General features: G+C 53.7%; 20 protein-coding genes. 8 read left to right on the top strand and 12 right to left on the bottom strand.

Going from position 1 to position 24514, the window contains the following annotated elements:
* Positions 1–164 precede the first annotated feature (164 nt).
* Positions 165–995, bottom strand: a complete 831-nt coding sequence (cysQ, locus tag FHS90_RS09240) for a 3'(2'),5'-bisphosphate nucleotidase CysQ (protein ID WP_182512828.1) — start codon at positions 993–995, stop codon at positions 165–167.
* Positions 992–1612 carry an adenylyl-sulfate kinase gene (gene cysC / locus FHS90_RS09235; protein ID WP_182512827.1) on the bottom strand — a complete coding sequence of 207 codons (621 nt, stop codon included), beginning with the start codon at positions 1610–1612 and terminating at the stop codon, positions 992–994. Before cysC ends, cysQ begins: the two co-directional genes overlap by 4 nt.
* Before the next feature lie 132 nt (positions 1613–1744).
* Here cysC and FHS90_RS09230 point away from each other — a divergent pair, with 132 nt between their 5' ends.
* The gene (locus FHS90_RS09230) at positions 1745–2644 is read left to right on the top strand and encodes a sulfotransferase domain-containing protein (RefSeq protein WP_182512826.1); all 900 of its coding nucleotides are present in this window, start codon (positions 1745–1747) and stop codon (positions 2642–2644) included.
* Between the two features lie 250 nt (positions 2645–2894).
* Here the strand turns inward: FHS90_RS09230 and FHS90_RS09225 are convergent, their stop codons facing one another.
* Both FHS90_RS09225 and FHS90_RS09220 read right to left on the bottom strand, forming a co-directional pair.
* Positions 2895–3158 carry a CBU_0592 family membrane protein gene (locus FHS90_RS09225; RefSeq protein ID WP_206598659.1) on the bottom strand — a complete coding sequence of 88 codons (264 nt, stop codon included), beginning with the start codon at positions 3156–3158 and terminating at the stop codon, positions 2895–2897.
* A 79-nt stretch (positions 3159–3237) separates the two neighbouring features.
* Positions 3238–3711, bottom strand: coding sequence for a hypothetical protein (locus FHS90_RS09220; protein ID WP_182512825.1), 474 nt, complete (start codon positions 3709–3711; stop codon positions 3238–3240).
* A 292-nt stretch (positions 3712–4003) separates the two neighbouring features.
* Here FHS90_RS09220 and FHS90_RS09215 point away from each other — a divergent pair, with 292 nt between their 5' ends.
* Entirely contained in the window at positions 4004–4888 is an 885-nt protein-coding gene (locus FHS90_RS09215) for a DUF3078 domain-containing protein (RefSeq protein ID WP_182512824.1), read from the top strand.
* Between the two features lie 31 nt (positions 4889–4919).
* Here the strand turns inward: FHS90_RS09215 and FHS90_RS09210 are convergent, their stop codons facing one another.
* Positions 4920–5684 carry an oxygenase MpaB family protein gene (locus FHS90_RS09210; protein ID WP_066832206.1) on the bottom strand — a complete coding sequence of 255 codons (765 nt, stop codon included), beginning with the start codon at positions 5682–5684 and terminating at the stop codon, positions 4920–4922.
* Between the two features lie 1348 nt (positions 5685–7032).
* Here FHS90_RS09210 and aspA point away from each other — a divergent pair.
* Positions 7033–8445 (top strand): aspartate ammonia-lyase, encoded by a 1413-nt coding sequence (gene aspA / locus FHS90_RS09205; protein ID WP_182512823.1) that lies wholly within the window; start codon positions 7033–7035, stop codon positions 8443–8445.
* An 81-nt stretch (positions 8446–8526) separates the two neighbouring features.
* Here aspA and FHS90_RS09200 read toward each other — a convergent pair whose 3' ends face one another.
* A complete protein-coding gene (locus FHS90_RS09200) occupies positions 8527–9252 on the bottom strand; it encodes a DUF8091 domain-containing protein (protein ID WP_182512822.1) in 726 nt (241 codons plus the stop codon).
* Between the two features lie 238 nt (positions 9253–9490).
* On the opposite strand from FHS90_RS09200, the gene FHS90_RS09195 reads away from it, so the two are divergent.
* Positions 9491–10396, top strand: coding sequence for a S66 peptidase family protein (locus FHS90_RS09195; RefSeq protein ID WP_182512821.1), 906 nt, complete (start codon positions 9491–9493; stop codon positions 10394–10396).
* Positions 10397–10670: 274 nt separating this feature from the next.
* Complete coding sequence (locus FHS90_RS09190) at positions 10671–11381, top strand: N-formylglutamate amidohydrolase (protein WP_066832215.1); 711 nt, start codon at positions 10671–10673, stop codon at positions 11379–11381.
* Between the two features lie 688 nt (positions 11382–12069).
* On the opposite strand, the gene FHS90_RS09185 is transcribed toward FHS90_RS09190, so the two are convergent.
* Complete coding sequence (locus FHS90_RS09185; RefSeq protein ID WP_066832218.1) at positions 12070–13278, bottom strand: glycoside hydrolase family 130 protein; 1209 nt, start codon at positions 13276–13278, stop codon at positions 12070–12072.
* Between the two features lie 51 nt (positions 13279–13329).
* Positions 13330–15207: a sodium:solute symporter family protein gene (locus FHS90_RS09180; RefSeq protein ID WP_182512820.1), complete on the bottom strand. Its 1878-nt coding sequence runs from the start codon at positions 15205–15207 to the stop codon at positions 13330–13332.
* A gap of 587 nt (positions 15208–15794) precedes the next feature.
* Between FHS90_RS09180 and FHS90_RS09175 the strand changes: the two genes are divergently transcribed.
* The gene (locus tag FHS90_RS09175) at positions 15795–16667 is read left to right on the top strand and encodes an AraC family transcriptional regulator (protein WP_066832223.1); all 873 of its coding nucleotides are present in this window, start codon (positions 15795–15797) and stop codon (positions 16665–16667) included.
* A 202-nt stretch (positions 16668–16869) separates the two neighbouring features.
* A complete protein-coding gene (locus tag FHS90_RS09170) occupies positions 16870–18429 on the top strand; it encodes a protein adenylyltransferase SelO (protein ID WP_182512819.1) in 1560 nt (519 codons plus the stop codon).
* Between the two features lie 513 nt (positions 18430–18942).
* Here the strand turns inward: FHS90_RS09170 and FHS90_RS09165 are convergent.
* From FHS90_RS09165 to FHS90_RS09155, 3 genes are all read right to left on the bottom strand, one after another.
* A complete protein-coding gene (locus FHS90_RS09165) occupies positions 18943–19302 on the bottom strand; it encodes a cupin domain-containing protein (RefSeq protein WP_182512818.1) in 360 nt (119 codons plus the stop codon).
* Between the two features lie 216 nt (positions 19303–19518).
* A complete protein-coding gene (locus tag FHS90_RS09160; protein ID WP_066832228.1) occupies positions 19519–19953 on the bottom strand; it encodes a hypothetical protein in 435 nt (144 codons plus the stop codon).
* Positions 19954–20189: 236 nt separating this feature from the next.
* Positions 20190–20390, bottom strand: a complete 201-nt coding sequence (locus FHS90_RS09155) for a hypothetical protein (RefSeq protein ID WP_066832230.1) — start codon at positions 20388–20390, stop codon at positions 20190–20192.
* Between the two features lie 403 nt (positions 20391–20793).
* Here FHS90_RS09155 and FHS90_RS09150 point away from each other — a divergent pair, with 403 nt between their 5' ends.
* Positions 20794–21036 carry a hypothetical protein gene (locus FHS90_RS09150; protein ID WP_066832232.1) on the top strand — a complete coding sequence of 81 codons (243 nt, stop codon included), beginning with the start codon at positions 20794–20796 and terminating at the stop codon, positions 21034–21036.
* 949 nt (positions 21037–21985) lie between these two features.
* Here the strand turns inward: FHS90_RS09150 and hrpB are convergent.
* Positions 21986–24424, bottom strand: a complete 2439-nt coding sequence (gene hrpB / locus FHS90_RS09145) for an ATP-dependent helicase HrpB (protein ID WP_182512817.1) — start codon at positions 24422–24424, stop codon at positions 21986–21988.
* Positions 24425–24514 lie beyond the last annotated feature (90 nt).

The raw sequence follows: 24514 nt of genomic DNA, 5'->3' as shown, positions 1-24514 counted from the left end.
ATTTGCTGATTGGCTTGCGTTCTCGGGGAGCCATCATACATTGTAGACCACAGCCCAAAATTTAAACAAGCTCTAAACAGATTCCATATATCTAGCTTGCCCAGAAGCAGCGCTCTTGATGATGAAAGAAGGGAAAGATGGGGGCAAGAGAGGTTCCCAGTCTTCTACATTGCCACAAACGACGGATTCAGCAGGTTGGGCTTGTTGTACACGAGTTCCTGCTGCAGGTTGGGTTGATAGATGCTGCGGTTGAGGGCGTTTAAAAGGGCATGGCTGGCAGCGGTGTCCCATTCCATGGTGGGCGCAAAGCGGGGGTAGAGGTCGGCTTTGCCTTCGGCCAGGAGCAGGAACTTGAGGGAGCTGCCCATGGAGGTGAGGTGTGGGTGGGGGAACTGGGCAATGAAATCCTGGGTCTCATGCGTTTGGTGGGTGCAGGAGGCAATGAGGCGCACCCCGCTTTTCTGCCGGAGCGTTTCCAGGCTGTTTTTCTCAAAACAGGGCAAAAGTAGCTCCTTCCCGGCGGGCGATTCTTTGAAGACACCGGTTTCTTTGGCGCCCCAGTACAAGGTTTCAAGGCAGGGGGCGTAGACAACGCCGGCCACGGCAACGGTTTTGTGCAGGAGGGCAATGTTTACGGTAAACTCGCCGTTGTGTTTGATGAACTCTTTGGTGCCGTCTAGCGGGTCAACAAGCCAGAACCAGTCCCAGGCGGCCCTTTGGGGAAAGGGAATTTCTTTTCCTTCCTCAGAGAGAATGGGCAGGTGGGTGGCTGCCAGCGCGTGGGAGATGATCTGGTGCGCCGCCTGGTCAGCCTTGGTCAGCGGCGATTGGTCTGCTTTTGCCTCTATCCCGAAGTCTTCCTGGTGGTAAATCTCCAAAATAGCCTTACCGGCGTCAAGCGCGGCCTGCCGGGCAACCGCGAGCCAGTGGTGCAGGTGTGGGTGGGGCACGGCGGCAGAAGGATTAGCGGAGGGGGAAGCGGCGGCTGGGTTCATAGGCCAAAGGTAGCGCCAACTTTCTCTTTCGCCAGCACCCGCGGCTCCACAAACTGGATGAGCTGCAGCAGGGATTCGTCAATAGATTCTTCACTGGTTCTTACTTCCAGGTCTGGGAGCAGGGGTGCTTCATACGGCGCGCTGATGCCGGTAAACTCCGGAATGAGGCCCTTACGGGCTTTGGCGTACAGGCCTTTGGTGTCACGTTTCTCGCATTCGGCCAGCGGGCAGTTCACAAACACCTCTATGAACCGGTTTTCGCCCACAATCTGCCTGACCAGCTCCCGCTCCTCTGCGTAGGGGGAGATAAACGCCGAAACCACCACCAAACCGGCATCCAGCATGAGTTTAGCCACTTCGGCCACCCGCCGTATGTTTTCTTTGCGGTCCTGGGGGGAGAAGCTCAGGTCCCGGTTCAGGCCGTTCCGGAGGTTGTCCCCGTCCAGCAGGAACACCTTGTGCCCGCGGTGAAACAGGTAGTGCTCCAGCCGAAGCGCCAGCGTACTTTTACCGGAACCCGAGAGGCCGGTGAACCACACCAGCTGCGGCTCCTGCTGCAGCTGCGCTTTGCGCTGCGCGTTGCTGATCTTAGACTGGAACGGGAAAATATGCTTCATAGACCGCGGTAGGTTTTGGGATGTCAAGCCTTTTACGCCTAAACCATAGAAAGTGGTTGGCGGGAGCGGGTGATAACCTTTGGCCCCTGGTTTCCGTCAGGAGAACTTTCTTACCAACCCAAACCTAGACACATGCACCTACTGCAAGGCGGCGCCCCCAAGTGCGGGAACTTCTGGCTGTACCAGATCATTCAGGAGATCATGGCCCGGTCTGGCCAACCCCACCGGAGTTTTATTCAGCGCCACCCTATTTATGAACTGGCCAAAACCTGGGACCTGAACTACCCCAGCCAGGCCAGCATTGACGTGCTGGAGATCACAGACCTGCAAGACAGTTACCGCATCAGCAGTATTTATAGAATGCCCGTTGAGGATCTGCCACAGTACATTTCCCAAAGCAGCCACGTCTGGACCCACTCGCCGGTCTGTAAACGCAGCGGCGAGGTGTTTGACCAGTTTGACAAGAAGGTGTACATCATCCGGGACCCCCGGGACCGGGCTGTCTCGGCGGCCAAATACTACTGTTCTGAGTACATGCTCAAGTATTACCCGCAGCCCATCAAAGACCCTAAGGTGTACCTGGAGACGCATTTTGAGGACCTCATGCGGGAGTGGGTGTGGCACGTGTTTGACCACCTGCGGTTGAGCCGGCAGCACCAGATGCACATCACGCTGTATGAGGCGTTTCTGATGGACTTTCAGGCGGAGCTGAGCCGGTTGCTGGACTATCTGGGGGTGCAGCTACCGCCAAGGCAGCGGGAGGAGATGCAGGAGGCCATGAGTTTTGCCACGCTGCAGCGCCAGAACCCCAAGCACCTGAAAAAAGGGCAAGCAGGGTATTGGATGGAGCAACTCACCGAGGAGCAAATCCAAAAAGCCGAGCTTTTGGCCGGACCGTTGATCCGGTTCCTGGGCTACCCCACCGGGAAAGGCCAGGAGATGACATATGTCACCGGTTTCCCGCACCAGGACTTTGAGCAGCTGAAGCAGGAAATCCTGCAATCTCAGGCGCAGCTGTATTCTGCGGGGTAGGTGGTTTCTGTTTTCGGCCTGCTTTCAGAAAAACAGGCCGAAAACAGAATGTAAGGAAGTCCCTGTGTCGCATTATTATGGCAGGGCAGGGCGCAAGGGTGCGCTTGTGCCTTTAAGAAACGAGCTTCTGTTTCCGGGCTGTTTTTGCGAAAGTAGCCCTAAAACCGAGCCTGCGCCAGGTCAAGGCCAGGCACGATGCATGGTGATAGAAAAAGGGAAAACAGTAAGCCGGGTTGGGGAAAGGTGTTTCTTATAAGACCTCTGCTGCCCTCACAATCCCAATGACCCCTACCAAGATCCAGAAAATATTTAGCAGGGTGTAGGCCCGGTCTTTTTTCAGCACCGAACACCAAGAGAGCAGGAGCGCGTCTAAGGTGTTAAAGATCCAGACAAAGAGAAAAGGGCTGGAGGGCCCCAGCCAGCTAACCAGGGTAAAACTGATGATGCGCATGCTCACGCCCACCATTTCAAGGGTCTTCAGGTGTTGAAGGATAAATTGGTTGATCGCTTTCATTTCGGCCCAAAGGTACCCAAAGCCCCGGGGTTTGAGAAATGGTGTGCGCTGGAATAGGAGAACGAGGTTGAAACAAGGGTTACCACACCCCTAACTGCCTGCCTACGGTTTTCAGCTGGCCAATGTGGTAGCCGGTGTGGTGCAGGGTGGTCATGGCGGCCCAGGAGAGGGTTTTGCCGTTGGGGTGAACCTGAAACAAATCTACGGCCGGGTTCTGCACCAGCCGGATCATCTCTTCCTGGTCCTGCTCAAAGGCGTCAATGGCAGTGTTCCATTCCTGGTCAGTGGCGGGTTGGTGGTTTTCAGGCCAATGGGCGTCTGGCCACACATCAACGTCGCCGGTGGGGTTTTTCATGAACTGGAGCAGCGTGGCGAGGCGCGCGTGCAGGTGGCCTAACAGAATCCAGCCTGAAAAATGCAGACCCGGTAGCATTACCCCGGCGCGGTCATAGTGGAATTCCCGGAGTAAAATCACATTTGGGGCGAAGCCGCCTCTCAGAAGTTCTACCAGTTGCTCCCGCATGAGCTGGTCCACGTGTTGTTCTGCCTTCATAGGGGGACTAGGTTCAACGTTTCATCACGGTCTTGAAACGGCGCCCCCGCGTTTTGGTTGGCGTTTCTGTACGCCTGGAGAAGGGAACGGGTGGCCCAAAGCGGGCGTCTGTTTTTGGCTTAGTTTCTGAAAAACAGGTCTAAAACGCAAAGCGGAGGGTTGCCTTAGCGGCGGAGTTTTTGCCTGTGAAACCGTATTTTAATTCTAATGTCTCTACTTTCGCGGTAGAACCAGCCCGGTTAAAGGCGCTGGGGCTGTCTGGGCTGGTTCTAAAAACTAATTCTCTTTCAGGATGGGTAAACGAGTACTGCTGCTTTCCTTTTTTTTGTTCTCCTTTGTTTCACTGCAGGCACAAACGGTGGCTGACACCACCTGGCGCCGCTCCCTTTCTACAGGGCTCAACCTGAACCAGGCGGCGTTCAGTGACAACTGGAAGGCGGGTGGGGTCAGTTCAATTGCGTTGAACACCTTTTTTAACGGTAGGGCCAACTACAAATGGGAGCGGGTGTCTTGGGACAACACCCTGCAGCTGCAGTATGGCCAGCTCAAAAACAAAGGCGAGGGCATGCGCAAAAGCCTGGACCGCCTCTACCTGGACACCAAATACGGCGTGGGGTTCTCCAATGACTGGAACGTCTTTGCCTCGGCTAACTTCTTGTCTCAGTTCACCAAGGGCTACGAGTATGATATTGATGATGCCGGCAATGATAAGCTGATTTCTAATTTCCTTTCTCCCGGTTACCTGACGTTCGCCCTGGGGGCGGAATACAAACCCACGCCCAACTTCTCTTTACGGTTGAGCCCCTTTGCGCCCAGGTTTACGTTTCTGGTAGATGAGAACGTGGGGGAGAACGAGCGGTACGGCGTGCCACCCGGTGATAAAGTGCGCACTGAGATCCTCTCAGGCCTGGTGCAGGTAGACTACCAGAAAGACTTCGCCGCTAACCTGAACCTGAAGCTGAATTACATCTCCAACCTCAACTACAAGCGCATTTCCTTTGATAAAGTTGACCACAGGGTTAACGCAGTCCTTACGGCCAAGATCACCCGCTACATCAATGTCAACCTGATGGGCAATGTGGTCTATGACCGGGACCAGGACCATTCTGTGCAGTACAGCCAGTCGCTGGGCCTGGGGGTGATGTACAGTTTAGAAGGGATTTCCACCGGGCAGTAGCCTGTGCTTGCTTCTTAGGGGTCAAAACAGGTTAAGCGGGCGCCTGGTCCAGGTCTTTGATCTCTTTCTGGTACGCCTTGGGCAGAATGATAGACTTCAGGAACCAGTCCAGTTTCAGGGCGCGGCTCACTTTGTATCCCTGCAAAATGGGCGGCAGCAGGGAGATCTTCCGGAAGCCCAGCAGTTCTTTCACGCGGTCTGGCACCACCATCACCTGCGCCTCCAGCAGCAGCCGGTACCGCACGGTGCCCAAATGCTTCTTGTACTGCTGGAACAAGTCCTGGGTGTAGGGACTTTGCGCCAGGTCTTGCTCTAAATGCTCTGCCCGCATCTGGAGCCACGCCTCATACCTGGTGGGCAGACCGGTCAGGCCCATGCGGTGCCCCACGCGGTAAAAAACCTCAAACACCTCTGCTTTTTCTGAAAGGGTGAGGCTGCGCTCCAGGACTTCAAATGATCTGATGGAGTAGTCAATGAGCATGAACAGCACATCCCGGTATGCCCAGTCGGGGATGGTGGCCCCGCGTTTGGCTTCCACCCCCGCATGGATTTTGGCCATGGTGTCAATGGCCTTGTTCGCGCCCTGGGTGGTGGAGAAGACTATTTGCCTGGCGTATGCCACCGTTGAGAAGAGACGGCCCAGCGGGTCAGCGGGAAGCCTGCCGGTGAAGTAAAGCCAGTCCACGGCCTTGTTCAGCGCGAATTCAGCGGAGGAGCCCGCGAAGATGAAAAGGATGGTGTCGCCTTTTCCCCAGATTTCCCGCACTACTGAGTCTTTCGCTACGAAATAGTCCATGTTGGTTGAGGTTGCTGCTTTGGGGTATAACGGAAATAGGGGGGTTATGTGATGAGGGGAAATTGGTTTTTTGCATGCGTTTGCAGGTGGTGGATGCTTTGGGGCAGGAGTAGTGACGTGTTTGATGGCCGGTTGCTCCTGGTTCCTCCTCTGCCGTTGAGATCCATGTTTTTGTGTAGATGCAGGGCATTATTGGAGTGAATTTTCATTTTTGCCGCTGCTGCAGGGGCAATGCGTAGTCTGTTGCTTCCCTGGCTGTGCCGCTTGCTGCAGTGCCGTTATTTTAGGAATACGTGGTCCGCTGCTCCCTTGGCTTTAGCGCTTGTCGCGGTGGTTTAGTAGCTGCATTGTTTCATCTTTTCCGGTAAGCGCTCACGGCCGCGGGGCCCCGTCCTGGGGGTGAGCACTGCTGTTAAAACTAGGCCCTCCGGCCTTGCCGCCGGAGCGGCACCGTATTAACAGAGGCGCTCACCCCCAGGACTGGTTTGGGTTCCTCTCCTGATCAGCCTTACTTGCTCTGTCTGCCTCTGTAGGTAACCGTTGCTGATCCGCTAGCCTGAGCCGGGCCCGTGCTGCGCACATCAGTCAAGGGCAGAAGTGTTGATGGTTCATTGTTGCTTGCCTGTTGGTCTGGTTCAGACGTTTCGGAGAATGGTAGAGACCAGGCACCGCCTTGTCTCCCACGCATACCTGATACTCCCCCTTTGAAGGGGGCTAAGAGGGATGTTGACATAGGAGGACACGCATTCCTGATCAATTCCCTTGTTACACATATAGTTGAGCCCTGCCAATTACAGTGCTCTCGAGCTCTTCCGGATTTGTAATCCGGAAGCTGGTACACGGGGATTTGCAATCCCCGCGGCAGCACGTTTGATCTGCAGGCGCCGCAGATTGCAAATCCGCAGGCACTGTGTCCGGGATGGCAAATCCCGGATAGCCGAGGAAAGCGTGGGGTATGCCGCATTTGCCCCACCCATTCCTGATACTCCCCTCTCCCGGGATGGAAGTATCAGGAATGACTGAACTCCCCGCAGATCCCGGTGAGACCTTGGACTCGCCCCACTTCATGGCACGAGTCCAAGGTCTCGCGCCAGATCCATCTTCCAACCATTAGCAATGCGCCATCAGCAACTGCTTTGAAGGTCATATAGCGTCTGGAGGTGCTGTGAGCGTGTGTGCCAATTCCTGTTTCTGGCCTTTTTTTCCAAAAACAGGCCAGAAACAGGAAAGTTGCCACCCGTACGGGTGCCTGGGGAGGAGGTGGAAACGGGGAGGTAGAAACAAAGTGAGGTAAAAGAGGGTATTAAAAGCTGAGGGTACCACCACTCATTTGACTAAATGCCTGTCCATGAACCAATCGTTTAGAATTGAACACGACTTCCTGGGGGAGAAGCAAATCCCCAACAATGTCTATTATGGCGTACAGACGCTTCGGGCGAAGGAAAACTTTAACATCACCGGCATCACCAACGCCTCTGAGCCGCTTTTCATAGAGGCCTTTGCCTACGTGAAAAAAGCGGCGGCCATGGCCAACCGGGACTGCGGCGTGCTGGAGCCCAAAATTGCCGAAGCCATCATCTACGCCTGTGACCGCATCATTGCCGGGGAGTTCCATGACCAGTTTGTAACCGATTTGATTCAGGGCGGGGCCGGAACCTCAGTGAACATGAATGCCAACGAGGTCATTGCCAACATAGGGCTGGAGTACCTGGGGCACGAGAAAGGGCAGTATGAGTTTCTGCACCCCAACAACCACGTGAACTGCTCACAATCTACCAATGACACCTATCCCACGGCCATCATGATGGCGGTGCATTTCAAGGTGAAAGTGTACCTGCAGGCATTGGCTGAGCTGCGGGATTCTTTTCGCCGGAAGGCAGAGGAGTTCAAGAACGTACTCAAAATGGGACGGACCCAGCTGCAGGACGCGGTGCCCATGACACTGGGGCAGGAGTTTCACGGGTGGTCCACCACCCTCAATGATGACATTGTGCACCTGACAGAGGCGCAGGAAAAGCTCACAGAGATCAACATGGGCGCCACCGCCATTGGCACCAGCATCAACGCGCCAGAGGGGTACCCGCAACTGTGTGTCAAGTACCTGGCGCAGCTCACCAAACTGCCCATGACCCTGGCGCCCGACCTGATTGAAGCCACCTCAGACATGGGTTCTTACGTGCTGGTGTCTGCCATGCTGAAACGGAGTGCCATCAAGATCTCCAAAATCTGCAATGACCTGCGGCTGCTGTCTTCAGGGCCAAGGGCGGGGCTGAATGAAATTAAACTGCCCCCCATGCAGCCTGGTTCCTCCATCATGCCCGGCAAGGTGAACCCGGTGATACCGGAGGTGGTAAACCAGACCGCGTTCTACGTGATGGGCGCTGACCTCACCATCTGCATGGCCGCTGAGGCCGGGCAGCTGCAGCTCAACGTGATGGAGCCGGTGATCGCCTTCAGCCTGTTTACCTCCATGAACTACATGATCAACGCCATCCATACCCTAAGGACCAAGTGTATTGAGGGCATTACGGCCAATGTAGAAGTGTGCCGCGAAGAGGTGATGCGCAGCATTGGCATTGTGACCGCGCTCAACCCGCTGCTGGGCTATGAAACCGCCGCTTCTATTGCCAAAGAGGCCCTGGCCACCGGCAAAGCCATTCATGACATTGTGGTGCTGGAACGCAAACTGGTCACGCAGGAGATGTGGGACGAAATCTACACCTTTGAAAACATGGTGCGGCCCGTGTATAGGAAAGGGTAATTCCCGCCCTGCGGAAAAGGAATCTGTTGCTCTGCGTTTTGGGGCTGTTTTTAGAAAAACAGCCCCAAAACGCAGGGTTGTTTATAGGCAGATCTGTGGCTCCCCAATAGAAAAGAGCAGTTCATTGCCCTGTTTGCCGGTCACTGCCAGGGCTCCCATTTTTCTGAGGCAGTACGTGATTTGGCGGCACTGGGGCAGAGGCAGGTGCAGCAGAGCCGCCAGGGTTTTATTGGAGAACGGCTGGGGCACGTCTGCCGGCAGAAACTGGAGAAAGTCCCGGGCGCACGTAAACCGGTGCGTGCTGACAACTTGCAACAGCTTGCGGTCTCTGAGGCTGACGTGCTTGCGGTGCTTACTCCCTTTCCCATCACGGCAGCGCACTTCTTCCTCTTTGATGAGGACGAATTCCAGGGTGAGGTTGGGGTGAGCTACCAGTTCAGGGATCCGGACCAGCTCGGTGAAGAGGTGGGTAAGGGCGCCGCGGTAGGGAGACTTGCGTCTGGAGAGTACAGAGGCATCTTTCTGGTCAACCTGTACCACCCATTTCTCCAGGGTGACTGGGTGCAGCAGATGTACCTTGTGGCCTGGTAGCAACGCCTGCAGCTTAGGCCGAAGAGCCGCAAAGTTCCTGGTCTGGATTTCTACCAGCTGGTTGCCGCGCAGGAGGTCAATGACATAGCCCGCCAGGGGCACTTCAAACCGGTCCTGCGGCTGCGCATACCACTGTTTAAGGGCCGCATGCAGGGACCGTTCGTTTTTGAGGTTGATGCCGTTCCGCTCTGCGGCTGTCTGCTTTTCCTGCTCCATGTCTTCCAACGCCGCTTTTTAGGTTACTGGTTGATCCCCAAAAGTACGCAAGGCTACTCCTTATTCCGAAAGGGTTTTTCAGAAGGGCTTGTGAAAAGGGAAGGTTTCTTAAGTGCTCTTTTTTGACCCAGAGCCTGAATTCTGCGGGAAACCCGTACTGGGGGTGCGAAAACTACGGCTTTTAGGTTTAAGGTAAACTTGTACAGCCCCCGCCCGTTTGTGGGGGAAAAATGAGCGTATGATTTTACCCCCTTTCCTGAAGCCTGGAGATAAAGTTGGCGTGATCAGTACCAGCAATTACACCGAGCAGCCATACATTGACCAGCTGGTGCAAATCCTCAAAGACTGGCAACTGGTGCCGGTGCTGGGTAGGTCTATTGGGGCCCGCCATGGCAGCTTTGCCGGCTCAGACACCCTCCGGAAAGATGACCTGCAGGAGATGCTGGACAATGACCAGCTAAAGGCGGTCTTAGAAACCATGGGCGGCTACGGCATTGTGCGGGTCATTGAACAGGTGAATTTCAATAAGTTTAAATATGGGCCAAAGTGGCTGGTGGGCTACAGTGACACTACCTTTCTGCACAGCCACGTGCAGGGCATGTTGGGCATAGCCTCTATCCATGCCACCATGGCCGCAGACCTGGAGGCGGGGTACCAGGCCCAATCCTGGGAAACCCTAAGGAAAGCCTTGTTTGGCGAGTCCCTCACCTATCAGGTAAAACCCCATGCGCTCAACCGTGAGGGCATTTCTGAAGCTACCATGGTGGGCGGCACCATCAGTGTGCTGTGCAACGCCAAGGGCACCATGACTGAGGTGAATACCAACGGCAAAATCCTGTTTCTGGAGGAGGTGGGGGAGAAGCACTTCCGGCTGGACAGTTACCTGATGTCTCTGAAGCAGGCGGGCAAGTTTGAGTATGTGAAAGGCCTGGTGGTGGGTGACCTGGTGGATATACAGGAAGACGAGCCGCCCTTTGGGAAGACCCCGGAGGAGATTGTCTGGGATGCGGTGAAGGAGTATGACTTTCCGGTGTGCTTCGGGTTTCCGGCGGGGCACGGCCAGGTCAACAAAGCCCTGATCTTTGGGGCGCCCGTGAAACTGAAAGTCTCCCCTAAAGGGGCCTCCCTTGCGTTTAAGCTTTAAAAAAAAGATCTCTGTCACCCAATGCTGTTTTCGGCCTGTTTTCAGGCAATACTTCGGACAGTTTAGATGAGTAGAAAAAGTGCGTTTGTAGCGTTTGAGGGCATGTACAGGTTTAGCATCCAATGTTTTTTCTCCATTTTGGGAAATACCTAACTGCCATTTAATTACTTAAACCCCATTTATAGCCTCTAAAGCCTCTTTTTGCCTTTTAAAATTGTCCGAAGTATTGCAGGAAAACAGGCCGAAAACGCACCTGCATCTAAACACACTGCGTATGGCGCTTTCCTGCATTCTAACCTGTGAACACGCTGGCAATGACGTGCCGGCACCGTATGAGCACCTGTTCAAAGGAGAAGAAGAAGTGCTCTATTCCCACAAAGCCATTGACTTTGGCGCGTTTCGGTTGGCCAAACACCTGGCAGAAAAGCTTCAGTTGCCTTTGTTCTCCACTTCCTGCTCACGGCTCTTAGTGGAGCCTAACCGTTCCTTAGACAGTGGGGAGCTCTTCTCAAAATACAGCAAGGCCCTTTCTGAGCAGGAGAAACAGAAGGTGCTGGCGCAGTATTATTTTCCGCACCGCCAGCAGGTGGAAGCCAACGTGCAATCTGAGATCAGCAAAGGAAACCACGTGCTGCATCTGGCGGTGCACACCTTCACCCCCGCCCAGGAAGGGGAGGTGCGGCAGGCCGATATTGGGATACTGTTTGACCCTGACCGGACCTTGGAATCTTCGTTTGCGGCCCAACTGGAAGAGGCCCTCCGCTCTCTGAACCCCAGCCGCAAGGTGTTGTTCAATGCACCCTATGCCGGCGTGGAAGACGGTTTCCCCACCTACCTCAGAACCAGGTTTACAGATGACCAGTACGCCGGGTTTGAGCTGGAAATTAACCAGAAGTTCTTCCTGCAGGGAGAGCCAGAGGTGTGGGAGCAGGTGGTAGACGAGATGACGGAGGCGGTGAAGTCACTCCTGCTGCCCAAAGGGTAGGCCGCGGCACACCGCTGATTTCTATTTTCCTGTTTCCGAGCTGTTTTTCTAAAAACAGCCCGGAAACAGGCGGGGAAACAGCTTCTATCTTGACACTTTCCCCGCCCTGGTAGCGCTGATAAGAGGTTCTGAAACTGCTGTAGAAACACCCCGTTTTTTTAACGTATTGCTTAATGGCTGCCATTTACGCCTGCGCTAAAGGCAAAATGCAAAGGGGCAGTTGAGAGCATGTTTAAATTTGCCTTTTGCGCTGCAAACGGGTGTCAAAAGAACCTGACTTTACCTTTTTGTCGCACCATAGCGGGGCGTATGCTGCTCAAAAAACGCTATAGAAGAACCTTTCGCTCCCCGTTTTCGCCTGCAAAATCAAAATGTAAACAAGCTCTAACTACTGCCCCTTTGCGGAATAGACGTTCATAGAGAAATTTTGAGCGGTGGTGGCAAAGCATTCACCTTTTGCTTCAGAACAGCGCCTTTGGCTCAGGGAGAGTATTCCTCACTTAGTACCCGCTAAAAAATCTATGAACTTTGTGTTTACTGGTATAGAAAATGGGATAGGAGGTAAAGTATTTTATTTTCGATAGTAATCTCTTTCACTTTCTCTCATCCCCAGGAAAGCATACTACCGCTGTTGCCTGTTCTTGAGATGCGGTATTTTAGAAGTACCTATTGCCCTGTTTTTCTGTCCTTATTGGGGCAAGGGCAGCGGCTTCTTGATGCTCTTTAAATGCAGGTGGTTCTGGTCTATCAGCCGGTTAATCTGCTGAACCGAGGCGGCAGACCGAAACCCGTCTTCCGGGGTGTGGAGGGCGTAATCTACCAGACGGTCAACGGTAGAGGTGGCCACATGGGTACGGGTGTCTGAGGAGGCATAATAAATGAACACGGAACCATTGTCATCTAAGATCCAGCCGTTGGCAAACGCCACGTTTGACACGTCGCCAATGCGTTCTTCGCCTTCTGGGGCAATAAAATAGCCTCCGGGGGTGTGGGTTATCTTAAACGGGTTTTCCAGATCTGTCATGAACAGGTACAGGACATACCGCAGCCCAGCGGCGGTGTTTCTCACCCCGTGGGCCAGGTGAAGCCATCCTTTGTCTGTTTTGAGAGGTGCAGGGCCCTGGCCATTTTTAGCCTCATAGACCGTGTGGTACTTTTTGCTGTGCAGGATCAGCTCTTTTTCTACCACCGCCTGCTCCATGGTGTCACAGAAGCCATAGCCAATGCCGCCGCCGGTGCCGGCCTCAATGAAACTGTCTTGCGGGCGGGTGTACAACGCATATTTCCCGTTTACAAACTCAGGGTGCAGAACCACGTTGCGCTGTTGCGGAGAGGGCGTTTTCAGGTCAGGCAGGCGCTCCCAGGTTTTAAGGTCTTTGGTGCGGGCAATCCCACATTGCGCCACCGCCCCAGACTCATCTCCGGGTTTGGCGTTGGGATCTTTCCGCTCTGTACAAAAAAGGCCGTAGATCCAGCCGTCTTCGTGCTGCACCACCCGCATGTCATAGATATTGGTGTCTGGCTCTTCTGTTTCAGGCATCACCACGGGGCGGTCCCAGAACTGAAAATTGTCAAGGCCATTGTCACTCTCTGCTACCGCGAAAAAGGACTTGCGGTCATATCCCTCCACCCGGGCCACCAGGTAGTATTTGTTATTCAGTTTGATGGCACCGGCATTGAAAGCGGCGTTTACACCCAGCCGCTCCATAAAATACGGATTGGTCTCCGGGTTGAAGTCATAGCGCCAGGTAAGGGGGGCGTGCTGGGCGGTAAGTACCGGAAAGGCATATCTGTCAAAGATCCCGTTCCCAAGCGGCATTTTTTGGTTTGGGCGGGAGATAAGTTCCTGGTGCGCTTTTTCTAAGATGCCTAGTCTTTGGTTAAATGTGTTGTTCATGATGAAATAAGTTGAGGTGACACTGCTTCTGTTTTGTCAGCAAGTCTTGATTTATCTGTGGGCTGCAACTGTCTCTTCCTTTTTAGGAAGGGCATGGGTTTGGTTTTCCCGGGAAGACAGTTTGTCCCACCAGGTCTTTTTAAGGATGGCGCCAATGATTGCCAATACCACCAGAACAATGATCAGCTCTGTGTTCATGCCCAGCACCAGGTAGAGGGGCAGCAGGGTGAGTGACATCTGGCCAACAACCCCTATCACCACGTTGAACATGTCCAGCCAGAAGTTTTTGTTTTCGGTAAAAGAAGGTTCCTCAGCCTTCACCAGTTCGGCAATAGGTTTCCAGAACCCCCAGGGCCGTACAGAGCGGTAAAAACTCTTGAGCGTTTCTGTATCTGTGGGAGGGGCCATCAAGGTGCCTGTGATGCTGCCGGCAAGTGAAATCAGGAGCAGGAGCGGGAAGTAGTACAGGTCAAGCCCGTCAAAGATGTAGGGGAAGATGAGGGCCGGAATAATGCCCGACAGCATGCCCCAGAAAAAACCGCTGCCGTTAAACCGCCACCAGTACCACTTTAAAACGTTGGCTGAAATATACCCACCGTACAAACCGGCCACAATCCACTGGAGCAGGCTGTTCACATCTTTGGCGAAGAACCCGATGATCATGCTCACAAATACCACCACAATGCCGGTGGTGTAGTTCATGCGCGTTACGGTTTGGTTAGAGGCGGTGGGGTTGACATACCGCAGGTACACGTCGTTGACCAGATAGGCCTGGGCGGCGTTGAGGGTGCCGGCAAAGGTCCCAATAAAGGCCGCCAGCAAACCGGCCAGAATCAGGCCCAGTACGCCTGTGGGGGCAAAATTCTGGATAGCAGAGGGGAGAATGCGTTCAAAATCAATGCCATTGGCTGTTTCCAGGTTGAGTTGGTTATAATTCAGGAGCGCCAGCACCACAAACCCAATGATCATAAGGTAGCGCGTAGGGATCAGGACCACAGAGACAAACCCGCTCATCTTGGCCGCGTCTTCTGGGGAGCGGGTAGACAGCACCTTCTGCATATCATAACTGGGAGTGGGGCCGGCAATACTGGCCAGCACCCCCTTAAACAGCATCAGGGAGAAGAAAATCCCGAAGAGGGAATAGCCGTCTGATTGAATCTTGTCATTTACTTCATCAATGATGCCGGTCCAGTCCAGGTTGAGGGTGGCCCCAAAGAAGGGGGTTTTCCATTCTTCCGGCACGTTCAGGGCAGATGCCTCCAGGTTATTCATGGCCATGACCCCAATAATCACGGCGGCTACCGTCATGATGACATATTGCAGCACATCGGCCCACACAATACTGGACATTCCGCCAATGACAGAGTAGAACATGGCAAACAGGGTGAAGATCATGCCGTAAAAGTGCGGCACAAACTCGGCAGACACTTCAAACGGGATGTAAGGCTGAACCATGGACCAGGGCACAAAGATCTCCACAAACTTCCCCAGCCCAATGAACCCGTATGCCAGAAACCCCAGACAGCTGAGCAGCGCGAAGATGACCACAATGGCATGTGATTTGTTTGAATCCCGGCCCCGGCCGAAGCGGGTCAGCATCCACTCGGCTCCTGTTGTCACGTTTGACCGGCGAAGCCACATGCCCAGGAACATCATCAGGAACACTTGGTTGAACGAGGGCCACAGCCAGGGAATCCAGATACTTTTGAGGCCATAGACAAAACCAAGCATCACCATCCACATGGTGCCTGAGATGTCAAACATGCCTGACGCGTTAGAAAGCCCCAGTGCATACCAGGGCAAGGTATTTCCCCCCAACAAGTAAGCTTCTTTGTTTGCCTTAGCCCTTTTCTGTAATACCAGTCCTATCACAGACACTGATACCAGGTATAGGAGAATAATGGCAATATCTAATGGTTGTAACTTCATGCAAGCGGTTGGGTAGTTGTGTATCTATGGTAAAAAAATGGGACCATTCTTGTAAGAGCGGGTGTAAAGCCTCAATTTTTAGAAAGGAACTGGTGTTTTAGTGAGTCTACTACTGCCAGGAGCCGCCAAAAAGCCGGCCTCTTCAATAAAGCTTGTGGCGCCACCTCCTGCCGGTGAGGAGCGCCTGATACAGACAAGTCATTTAGCATGAAACAGTAACGTTTTTCAGCAATGCCAATGGCAAAGTGGCTATGTTCAGAACTAGTACAAAAATAGACAGAATCTGGTGTGGGGAATGATACAATTTTAGCAATAAACAATATTATCTCACCTTTTGCACAGTTTAACGAGACCCGGTTGTTTTTAAGATGGGGTGAAAGGTTTGAGAAATTTATAAATTATTTCAAAATAAAAATTGATTAAAAGGTTTGAAACTGATTTTGCTTCAGATAAAGATTGATTTATTTGCACAAATGATAAATTTGCCTTCTAGGATTCATCTTGGAATTTATGGATATTTAAAAATATTTTCTAATGCTATTTTAACAAGCAGTAGATGCTGAATCTCTAAAAAGCTTCTTTTTAACATGAGTACAATTTATAGAGAGATCACTCCTTTAACTCAGAATGACTGTTTCACCATCTTTGCCAGGGTGAAGGAGGAGTTTACTTTTCCCTTGCACTATCATGATGACTTTGAGCTGAACCTGGTGTACAATGCCGACGGGGCCCGAAGGGTGGTGGGAGATCATGTAGAGGTCATTGGCACCTATGACATGGTGCTGGTGGGGAGTAATCTGCCTCATGGGTGGTTCACGCATCAGTGCCAGACCAAAGCCATTGAAGAGATTACCATTCAGTTTCACCGTGATCTGTTTGATGAGAAACTGCTCCGGAGAAACCAGCTTAGCTTTGTAAGAACCTTGCTGGAACGGGCCAGCAAGGGGGTTGCTTTTTCAATAGAGGTAAGTGAGGCCTTTCACCCCCGGCTTAAGCAGCTTTCCAAGAAAAGCGGGTTTGACTCCGTGCTGGAGTTGATTTCCATCCTGCATGACCTTTCTACCTCGCGCAACATGCGCACCTTGTCAAACAGCTCGTTTACCCCAGACCAGTTCAACCACTACTCCCGCAGAATAGAGAAGGCGTTTGAATACATGCAGTCTTATTATGATAAAGATGTTTCACTGGCAGATGTAGCCAAGGTGGTGAACATGCCAGAGGTGTCTTTTAGTAGGTTTATCAAAAAACGGACTGGTAAAACGTTTGTTGACAGCCTGAATGAAATCAGGTTAGGCCACGCCTCCCGCATGTTGATTGACACCACAGAAAGTATCTCAGAAATTTCATTCAAGTGCGGCTTCAACAATCTCTCCTATTTTAACAGAATCTTTAAGAGAAAGAACGGCTGCACCCCCAAAGAATTCAGGCTCAACTACTCAGGGTCCCGCGTTTTTGTATAAGCCCCTTCCGGCAGAGCCAGCAGACCGCTAAATTCTATTTTCCTGTTTTTGGGCTGTTTTTCTAAAAACAGCCCAAAAACAGGCGGGGAAATTCATTCCTTCTTCAGCTCCCCTCAACACAACTATTCCCCTCCAACTTATGTTTACCCAAGACAGGGGCAATGAACTGTTCCTGTTCTGGAATTTTAATACACACTAGTACATGCAAAGCTTACAAGAGAAAGAATATAAAAAGGAATTTGTAGAAACGTTTCCGGGGGATGACAGCGGCAACACCCGTCCGCGGCAAACGCTGGGCGTGCTGTACAGCAAGGCCCTGCCCACACCGGTTAAAAGCCCTTCTTTGCTGGCGTGGTCAGAGAGTCTGGCGCAGGAGCTGGGCGTTCAAAAGCCTGTTGACCAGCAGGAGGTAGACATTCTGGGCGGAAACAAGGTGACCGCCTCCATGTACCCGTACGCAGCGTGCTACGCCGGCCACCAGTTTGGGAACTGGGCCGGGCAGCTGGGAGACGGCAGAGCCATTACCTTGGGAGAGTGGGAGTCACCCCATGGCCAGACGTATGAACTGCAACTGAAGGGGGCCGGGCAAACTGCCTACTCCCGCCGCGCCGACGGCCGGGCCGTGCTCCGTTCATCGGTGCGGGAGTACCTGATGAGCGAGGCCATGCATTATCTGGGGGTGCCCACTACCCGGGCGCTGAGCCTGGTTGCCACGGGTGACCAGGTCATGCGCGACATGTTCTACAACGGAAACCCCGCCTTTGAGCCGGGAGCCATTGTGCTGCGGGTGGCACCCAGTTTTCTTCGGTTTGGGAGCTTTGAGATGCCCGCCGCCAGAAAAGAGGTGGAGAACCTGAGAAAGCTGGTTGACTGGACCATTTCCCGGTACTACTCGCACATACAGGGCGAAGAAAAAGTACTGCCCTGGTTTAAAGAAGTGGTGGCCAGAACCGCCCGGCTGGTGGTGGAGTGGATGCGCGTGGGTTTTGTGCACGGCGTCATGAACACAGACAACATGTCTGTTCTGGGCCTCACCATTGACTACGGCCCCTTTTCGTTCCTTGATAATTATGACCCTAACTTCACCCCCAATACCACAGATCTGCCCGGGCGGCGGTATGCGTTTGGGAAACAGGCAAGCATTGCGTACTGGAACCTGGGCTGTCTGGCCAGCGCCATTGCGCCGCTGCTGCCCGGCACAGAAGAGCTGGTGGCCACCCTGGAAACCTACAGCGACCTTTTCTACACTGAGTATTACGCCATGCTGGGCAGAAAGCTGGGGCTGGACCAGGTGAGGGAGGAAGACACGGAGTTACTTACCCAATTGGAGAAAATGCTTGCCACCGTGCAGCCAGACATGACCATGTTCTATCAGTACCTGATAGAGCTTCCGGCGGCGCAGCAGGAAGAGCCGGCAATAGTTGCCCATTTCAAAGACGCTTTTTATCAGGAGCTTTCCGGCAAGGAAAGGGAGCTTCTGGTTGACTTTATAAACGCCTACGGCCGAAGGAGAAGTGCCAATGCCATCTCCAGAGAAGAGTCGCAGGAGCTGATGCGGAAAGCAAACCCGCGGTTCATTCTCAGGAACTACCTGCTGCACCAGGCCATTCATGAGTTGGAGCAGGGGCAGGATACGTTATTCCTCAAGTTGCAGGAGGCCATCCAGGACCCATACTCCCACCGGTATGATGAGTTTTTTGCCAAACGGCCAGATTGGGCCACCCAGCAGGCGGGTTGCTCCATGTTATCTTGCAGCTCTTGATGAATAAAACCACAGCTCAAAGACCTTCTCCTGCGTGACAGGCGTTTGAGCAGAAATAACTTTACAGTCTACTCCTTTCTCTGTTCCCCAGAAAGGATCTGGGTGACGAACGGAAATTGAGAACCACAGGTGCTTATCTAGTTAGCAGCCTAGATCTGTTCAGGAACACAAAGGGAGTATTTCTGTTAGACGTAGCGTCTGATCTTATAATCCTGTTTTCGGCCTGTTTTTTGAAAAAACGGGCCGAAAACAGGATTATTCATGAGAGCCTTCTATGCAGTCTCAACGGAAAGGCCACGGGAGCTTCTTTCGTGGCTTTTCCGTTGAGACTACTTGTTTTAGGTTGGTTGGTGAAAACTGCCAGACAAAGGGGCTGCCAACGTAGTTGCTGGTTCCGGTAGCCGCGCTAGAAACCAACTAGAAGCCTGACGGCAGGTTCCTGCCAGGGTGCGTTGCCGCACAGAAGACCACCTCTCTTCCACTTCTTCTTCGTACAGGTATTGCCCCGGCGTCTCATTCATTAGGAACAAAGTTGAGGTCATCTTCAGCGTTCACCAGCACATAGGCTCTTTTCCAGGGGTATTCCCCAATCATTTGCCATTTATGCCCTTTGCCTGCGGTGTCAGCGGCAATTAACACGTCTCCTGCGGTGAGGGTGAAGGTTTCCCCGGTGCTGGTGGTGAATTCCAGGGTGCCTTCCAGCGTGAGTACATACTGCAGGGTAGGGGCAGGGTGCCAATCATAGAAGGTGCCGGGTGGGGTAACTTTGAATTGAATGGCTTTGGCGTCAGTCAGGGTGCGGTCGGTTACCGTGCCTACGGCCACTCTTGAATTGCCCTCTTCGTCATTGTACAGTTTATACGCTCTAATCATGTTCTTCCTTTTTAGTATGTACGCATACGCCAAGCAGAAAGAAAAGCTGCCAGCGGCGCCCTGGCCAATCAAGGAGCCAGCGCCTGTTTTAGTGCTACTTTTTGAAAAACAGCCCGGAAACGGAACGTTGAAGCGGTCAGGTGCAACCAGGGCGGTACAATAAAAAAGCCGCTCCTTTTTTTAGAAGCGGCTTTGGAAGGCAATAGAAAAATCTGGCTAGTTGCCCGGCCAGGCATTCCAGGGAATGCGGCTCAGAATCAGAATCAGGCCAAGGGCGTAAAAAATGGCAATGCTTTTAAAGCCGCTGGTAGTGCCTACCTGGCGTTTAGCCCGGGAATACCCAACGGTGATGAGAACCACGGCCAGCACCATCATGAGCGGGTGTTCTAAGAAGTACAGGCGGGACACTGAGTTTTTCATGGCTTCGCCAGAGGCGCTTTCCAGCCCCAGCGGAGAAACAAAGTACAGAATCAAGCCCACCACCCATTGCAGGTGCGTAGGGATTAAGCCCAGCAGGCCCAGTTTGCGGTTCTTGTCGGTGAAGGTTTTACCCCCAAATAAACCTGCCAAGGCGCTGAGCAGGGAGATTACTACGCCTAGAAGCACCAGGTACGCAAGGTACGAGTGCAGGTGCTGAAGTCCGGTATACATAGTTGTGTTAAATGGTTTCCGGAGTAAATATAAGCATTACCTGCTTCTGTGGTGATGGCGAATGAAAAAGTTCAGCGAAGATCCTGGCAATGGGCTTGGCCCACAAGCAGTTGGTTTAAGTACGGGCAGGAGGCAGGGAAAGTGGGAGGCGAACCGCAGTCGCCCGCAGGGGAAGGAGGGGGAATTCCTGTTTTCGGGCTGTTTTCTGAAAAACAGCCCGAAAACAGGAACCGGTGCTACTTGTTCTGCTTGCCCAGCACAAAGCCATAGACAATCAGCCCGGCACCGGCGGCAAACAGCACATACTGCTTTTCTCTGGTAGACAGGGCTTTGTAAAGGTCCATTCCGGCTTTGCCAGGGTTGGAAAGGGCGGCAAATAGCTGGGAAGGGCTTTTAAACAAGTGGGAGAATGATCTGGTGGTTTGGTTAGCGTCCATGGTTATTTGGTTTTTACCTGCTTTCCTACGGCATTCCGCACAAAAAGTAAGGGTTGCCCTGCGGAAGAAACCTGAATTTTAGCGCCTGGCCGTTGAATGAAGGCGCAACCCCGCGAAACATTCTTCTGATAGCTCTGACTTCCTCTGGCGGGGCAGTGAATCTGGTGCGCTGGCCGGGAGGGAGGGCGAGGTGGTTGATCCTCTGCCCGGCAAGGTGCCTGCATTGGGGTGGGCGTTAGACAAAGGTATCTTTTAAGCTAGCCCCCCGCTGAGGGCTTTGAAGGAACCGGTGTCTTTATTTAGTACAAATCTAAATTAATTCAAAAGCTGTTTTTCCTGAACCCAAAATGCAGCTGCCGGGGTATAAACTTCTACTTGATGTTGAACTTAAAGAGATGAAGATATGGAAGCGACCTGCAATCATTGTAACCACTGGATCCAGGATCAGAAAGTAGTGGAAGTGCAAAGCAACCAGTTTGGCTTGTGTGATGAACTGTCTGGCAAGCCAGCCATGAATCCAGAATTTGTGCTCCCGGTGGTGCATGAGATGGGCATGATGCCCAGCCAGCCCAAGCCGTTTGAGATGGTGACCGGCGCCCAGTTTGGGTGCAACCACTTTGAAGGCCGCCGCAACTGGATTGAATAACTGATGGCCTATCAAGGCGCAAAATAAAACTGTGGAACAATGAGAGCCGCTGCCAACAAAGGGCAGCGGCTCTTCTACTTTAGCCTATCGGTAATATTTCTTGTGATGGTAGATGATTGCGTCTGATGAAAGGCGACCTTCTAGTGAATTTCATCCAGTAGAACCCTCTCTTCAGTGTCCAGCCAATCCTTTATTTCTACTATCTGCTCTCTAGGTATTGGCTATCTGTCTGCGTACGCTTGTACTGATTTAGCTACGCGGAATACATCAGCAGCTATTGGTTTCAGAGTTGCATGCTTTGAGGAGAGGAACAGCAGAAAGGTACTTCTTTCATCTATTCTGGCGCGAGTCTCCAGATTAGTGCCGACGCGTGGTTGGCGACTCCAGACTCCCGTTTCTCCGTTTGAAGCATAAACTCGTTTTATCTAATGCCAGACTGAGTGAGGAACACATATTTCACATGTCACCGGCTGGTGGTTCCCGGCGAGTTGGGAGACTCGCAGCACTTATGGTCACGAGTCAAAGACTCGCGCCAGCGCATTTGTTCTTAACCATCAACATTGCGCAATCAGCCACTCCAAAAGACCTCGTAGCGTCCGGAGGACCTGCGAGCGTCTGGGCCAATCACTCACAAAATCCAGAAAATGAACCTAATCCTGGAAATCCTGCTTCTGGCAATTGGAACCTCCCTCATCCTAGCCTTCTCCCCGGGGGAGAAGGAACCGCGCCGTTGCGTTTTCGGCCTGTTTTCCTGAAAATAGGCCGAAAACGCAACTAATAAATACAGCGTCAAAACGCCTGCTCAAAAAGACCTCGTACTACTTGGAAGAACTGTTTGCATGTCCGTCAATAGCCGTTGCCACATCACAACTGCTCTAAATAGCAAAATCACAAATAGCTTCCAACGATACACTATCAGCAAACCCATTTCGGGCACTGCATACGTTAATCACTTCCACTCCACCTTCGGGAACCGGGCCTTCAAAGAACCGCGCATCAACCTGTATTCTTCCTGCCAGAAGTACGGCAGGCTGTGCACCACTTTTAAAGGCTTCAAATCGGGCGCAAGCAGGTGCAACATTACGCCCACGTTACCGCCGTCTACCGTTGGGTGTTGTTCCCAGTCAAACACATCTTGCAACCGGACTTCAAGCACCGGCGGCTGGGCGTTCTCTGGGTAATACAGTTCTACCAAGTGACCGTCTGGCAAAGGAAGCGAGACAGGCGCCAGTTCTTCCAGCAGCTGCTTGTGTTCTTTACTCAGCATGTTTTGCAGCAAAGGCAGAAGGTCAATGTCAAACAGGTCTTGTCCAATCTGCACATCTTCCAAGTGGTAGGCCAGCCACTCATTACAGGTAAGCAGAAGGGTAGAAGTGCTGATATCGGGGAAGCCTTCGGTGGGGTGCCATTTCCGCAGGCAAAGCACCCGGTTCTGGAACTGCTTCACGGCATCCGAGAAATTGAGCCACTGTTCCCCTTCGCGTTTGAGGGTCTCGCAGATGGCCGGAATTAAAAAGCGCTCGTCGGGCTCGGGGAGGGGTTTGCTCTGGAGCACGATGTTCCCGATGCGCAGGTCGCGGGAGGCCGTGAGTTCGCCTTCCTCGGGGTCCCAGGAAACCACATCTTTCTGCTTCACCAGCGGGGCCAGGTCTTTGGGGTTGAGCGGCGAGGCCAGGAAAATGCGGCCCACGCCTTCGCCACCGGCGTGCAGGTGGGCAATGGCCAGCCACGGGTCGTGCGCGAGGTCATCGCGGTGGCCCGCACTGGCGTACTTGCCGTTGGCGAGCTGGAACTGGGCGTTGTTGCCGGGGCGGGCGCAGGCAATACGCTCGGGGTAGCAGTTGGCCAGCAGGAAACCTGTTTCATAGGGATCCACGGCGGTGTTTTCAGGCTCTAGCTGGAACATCCGCCGGTAAGAGGCGGCAATCTTGTCAATCTTCGCGAAGCGTTTCTGGTGCAGTTTCTCCTGGCGGGTACGCCGCAGGGCCTCTAGGCGCAGGTTCAGGTCAATACCCGCCTCGCGGGGCAGCGGGTCGCGCTCTTTCAGTAGGGCGGCAATGTCGGTGGCCAGGGCCAGCTGACCGCTTTCCTGGGCGGCCAGCAGCATGTGGGCCAGGCGCGGATGCGTGGGCAGGGCGTGCATGGTGCGGCCGTGCTCGGTGATGCGGCCATTCTTCAGGGCGTTGAGCTGGTGCAGGGTTTCCTGGGCATGCAGCAGGGCGGCTTTGGGCGGCGGCGTGAGCCAGGTGAGCGCCCTGATGTCGGTGATGCCCCAAGCGGCCATGTCCAGCACCAGCGGAGCCAGGTCGGCTTCCTGAATCTCGGGGGTGCGGTGTGGGGCCAGGCGGGCGTGCCCGTTCTCGGTCCAGAGGCGGTAACAGGTGCCGGGACCTAACCGACCAGCCCGACCGGCGCGTTGGTCGGCGGCGTCTTTGGAGATGCGCACCGTCTCCAGGCGGCTGAGGCCGGTGGCGGGGTCAAAGCGCTGGGTTTTGGCAAAACCGGTGTCAACCACCACAGTCACGCCCTCAATGGTGAGGCTGGTCTCGGCGATGGAAGTAGCCAGCACCACTTTGCGCTTGCCGTTGCGGTCGGGCATAATGGCGGCGTACTGTTTGCCGGGTGGCAGCATGCCGTACAGCGGGTGGATGGCCACCTCGCGCAGGCCGCGCCGCAGCAGGGCTTCTACTTTTCTAATGTCCTGCTCGCCGGGCAGAAACACCAGCACATCGCCCTCTTTCTCTTGCAGGGCCTGGCGCACGGCGCGGTCGGTCATTTCGTGTAGCAGTTGGGCATCGGTCTCGCCGGCGTACTGCACGTTGATGGGGTATTGCCGGCCCTCGCTCACCACGGCCGGGGCGTTGAGCAGGCGGGTGAGTTGGGGCATGTTGAGGGTGGCGCTCATGACCAGAAGGCGCAGGTCGGGGCGCTGGGTGGCCTGGGCTTCGCGGGTGAGGGCCATGGCCACATCGGCGTGGATGCTGCGCTCATGGAACTCGTCAAAAATGACCAGCCCTACGCCTTTGAGGGCGTTGTCTGAGTGCAGCATGCGGGTGAGAATGCCCTCGGTGACTACCTCCAGGCGGGTCTTCTCTGAGATGCGGTTCTCAAACCGGATGCGGTAGCCCACGGTCTGGCCCACGTCTTCGCCCAGTAGCTGCGCCAGCCGTTCGGCAATGGTGCGGGCCGCCAGCCGGCGGGGTTCCAGCATGATGATTTTCTGCCCGGTCAGCCAGGCCTCGTCTAAGAGGGCCAGCGGCAACAGGGTGCTCTTGCCCGCCCCCGGAGGCGCGTTCACAATCAGCGTGTTCTGGGCGGCAAGGTGCTCCCGCACGGAAGGGATAATCTCCCGAACGGGCAGGTCTATGGTGAATGGGTCGAAAGGCAAGGGAGGGAAAATTAGGAATTAAGAATTAGAAATTAGGAAAGAGGTGGTAATTGGATTAAGTACTCAAGGCTCACCGCTTCCTTTAAGGGT

This window comes from Rufibacter ruber (assembly GCF_014138425.1).
Lineage (GTDB): Bacteria > Bacteroidota > Bacteroidia > Cytophagales > Hymenobacteraceae > Nibribacter > Nibribacter ruber_C.
The sequence above is the reverse complement of the archived record's forward strand: the minus strand, read 5'-3'. Positions and strand labels throughout refer to the sequence as shown.

What these genes read in the sequence shown, in the direction of transcription:
- cysQ (WP_182512828.1), bottom strand. Translation starts at nt 995, where the DNA reads ATGAACCCAGCCGCCGCTTCCCCCTCCGCTAATCCTTCTGCCGCCGTG.
- cysC (WP_182512827.1), bottom strand. Translation starts at nt 1,612, where the DNA reads ATGAAGCATATTTTCCCGTTCCAGTCTAAGATCAGCAACGCGCAGCGC.
- FHS90_RS09230 (WP_182512826.1), top strand. Translation starts at nt 1,745, where the DNA reads ATGCACCTACTGCAAGGCGGCGCCCCCAAGTGCGGGAACTTCTGGCTG.
- FHS90_RS09225 (WP_206598659.1), bottom strand. Translation starts at nt 3,158, where the DNA reads ATGAAAGCGATCAACCAATTTATCCTTCAACACCTGAAGACCCTTGAA.
- FHS90_RS09220 (WP_182512825.1), bottom strand. Translation starts at nt 3,711, where the DNA reads ATGAAGGCAGAACAACACGTGGACCAGCTCATGCGGGAGCAACTGGTA.
- FHS90_RS09215 (WP_182512824.1), top strand. Translation starts at nt 4,004, where the DNA reads ATGGGTAAACGAGTACTGCTGCTTTCCTTTTTTTTGTTCTCCTTTGTT.
- FHS90_RS09210 (WP_066832206.1), bottom strand. Translation starts at nt 5,684, where the DNA reads ATGGACTATTTCGTAGCGAAAGACTCAGTAGTGCGGGAAATCTGGGGA.
- aspA (WP_182512823.1), top strand. Translation starts at nt 7,033, where the DNA reads ATGAACCAATCGTTTAGAATTGAACACGACTTCCTGGGGGAGAAGCAA.
- FHS90_RS09200 (WP_182512822.1), bottom strand. Translation starts at nt 9,252, where the DNA reads ATGGAGCAGGAAAAGCAGACAGCCGCAGAGCGGAACGGCATCAACCTC.
- FHS90_RS09195 (WP_182512821.1), top strand. Translation starts at nt 9,491, where the DNA reads ATGATTTTACCCCCTTTCCTGAAGCCTGGAGATAAAGTTGGCGTGATC.
- FHS90_RS09190 (WP_066832215.1), top strand. Translation starts at nt 10,671, where the DNA reads ATGGCGCTTTCCTGCATTCTAACCTGTGAACACGCTGGCAATGACGTG.
- FHS90_RS09185 (WP_066832218.1), bottom strand. Translation starts at nt 13,278, where the DNA reads ATGAACAACACATTTAACCAAAGACTAGGCATCTTAGAAAAAGCGCAC.
- FHS90_RS09180 (WP_182512820.1), bottom strand. Translation starts at nt 15,207, where the DNA reads ATGAAGTTACAACCATTAGATATTGCCATTATTCTCCTATACCTGGTA.
- FHS90_RS09175 (WP_066832223.1), top strand. Translation starts at nt 15,795, where the DNA reads ATGAGTACAATTTATAGAGAGATCACTCCTTTAACTCAGAATGACTGT.
- FHS90_RS09170 (WP_182512819.1), top strand. Translation starts at nt 16,870, where the DNA reads ATGCAAAGCTTACAAGAGAAAGAATATAAAAAGGAATTTGTAGAAACG.
- FHS90_RS09165 (WP_182512818.1), bottom strand. Translation starts at nt 19,302, where the DNA reads ATGATTAGAGCGTATAAACTGTACAATGACGAAGAGGGCAATTCAAGA.
- FHS90_RS09160 (WP_066832228.1), bottom strand. Translation starts at nt 19,953, where the DNA reads ATGTATACCGGACTTCAGCACCTGCACTCGTACCTTGCGTACCTGGTG.
- FHS90_RS09155 (WP_066832230.1), bottom strand. Translation starts at nt 20,390, where the DNA reads ATGGACGCTAACCAAACCACCAGATCATTCTCCCACTTGTTTAAAAGC.
- FHS90_RS09150 (WP_066832232.1), top strand. Translation starts at nt 20,794, where the DNA reads ATGGAAGCGACCTGCAATCATTGTAACCACTGGATCCAGGATCAGAAA.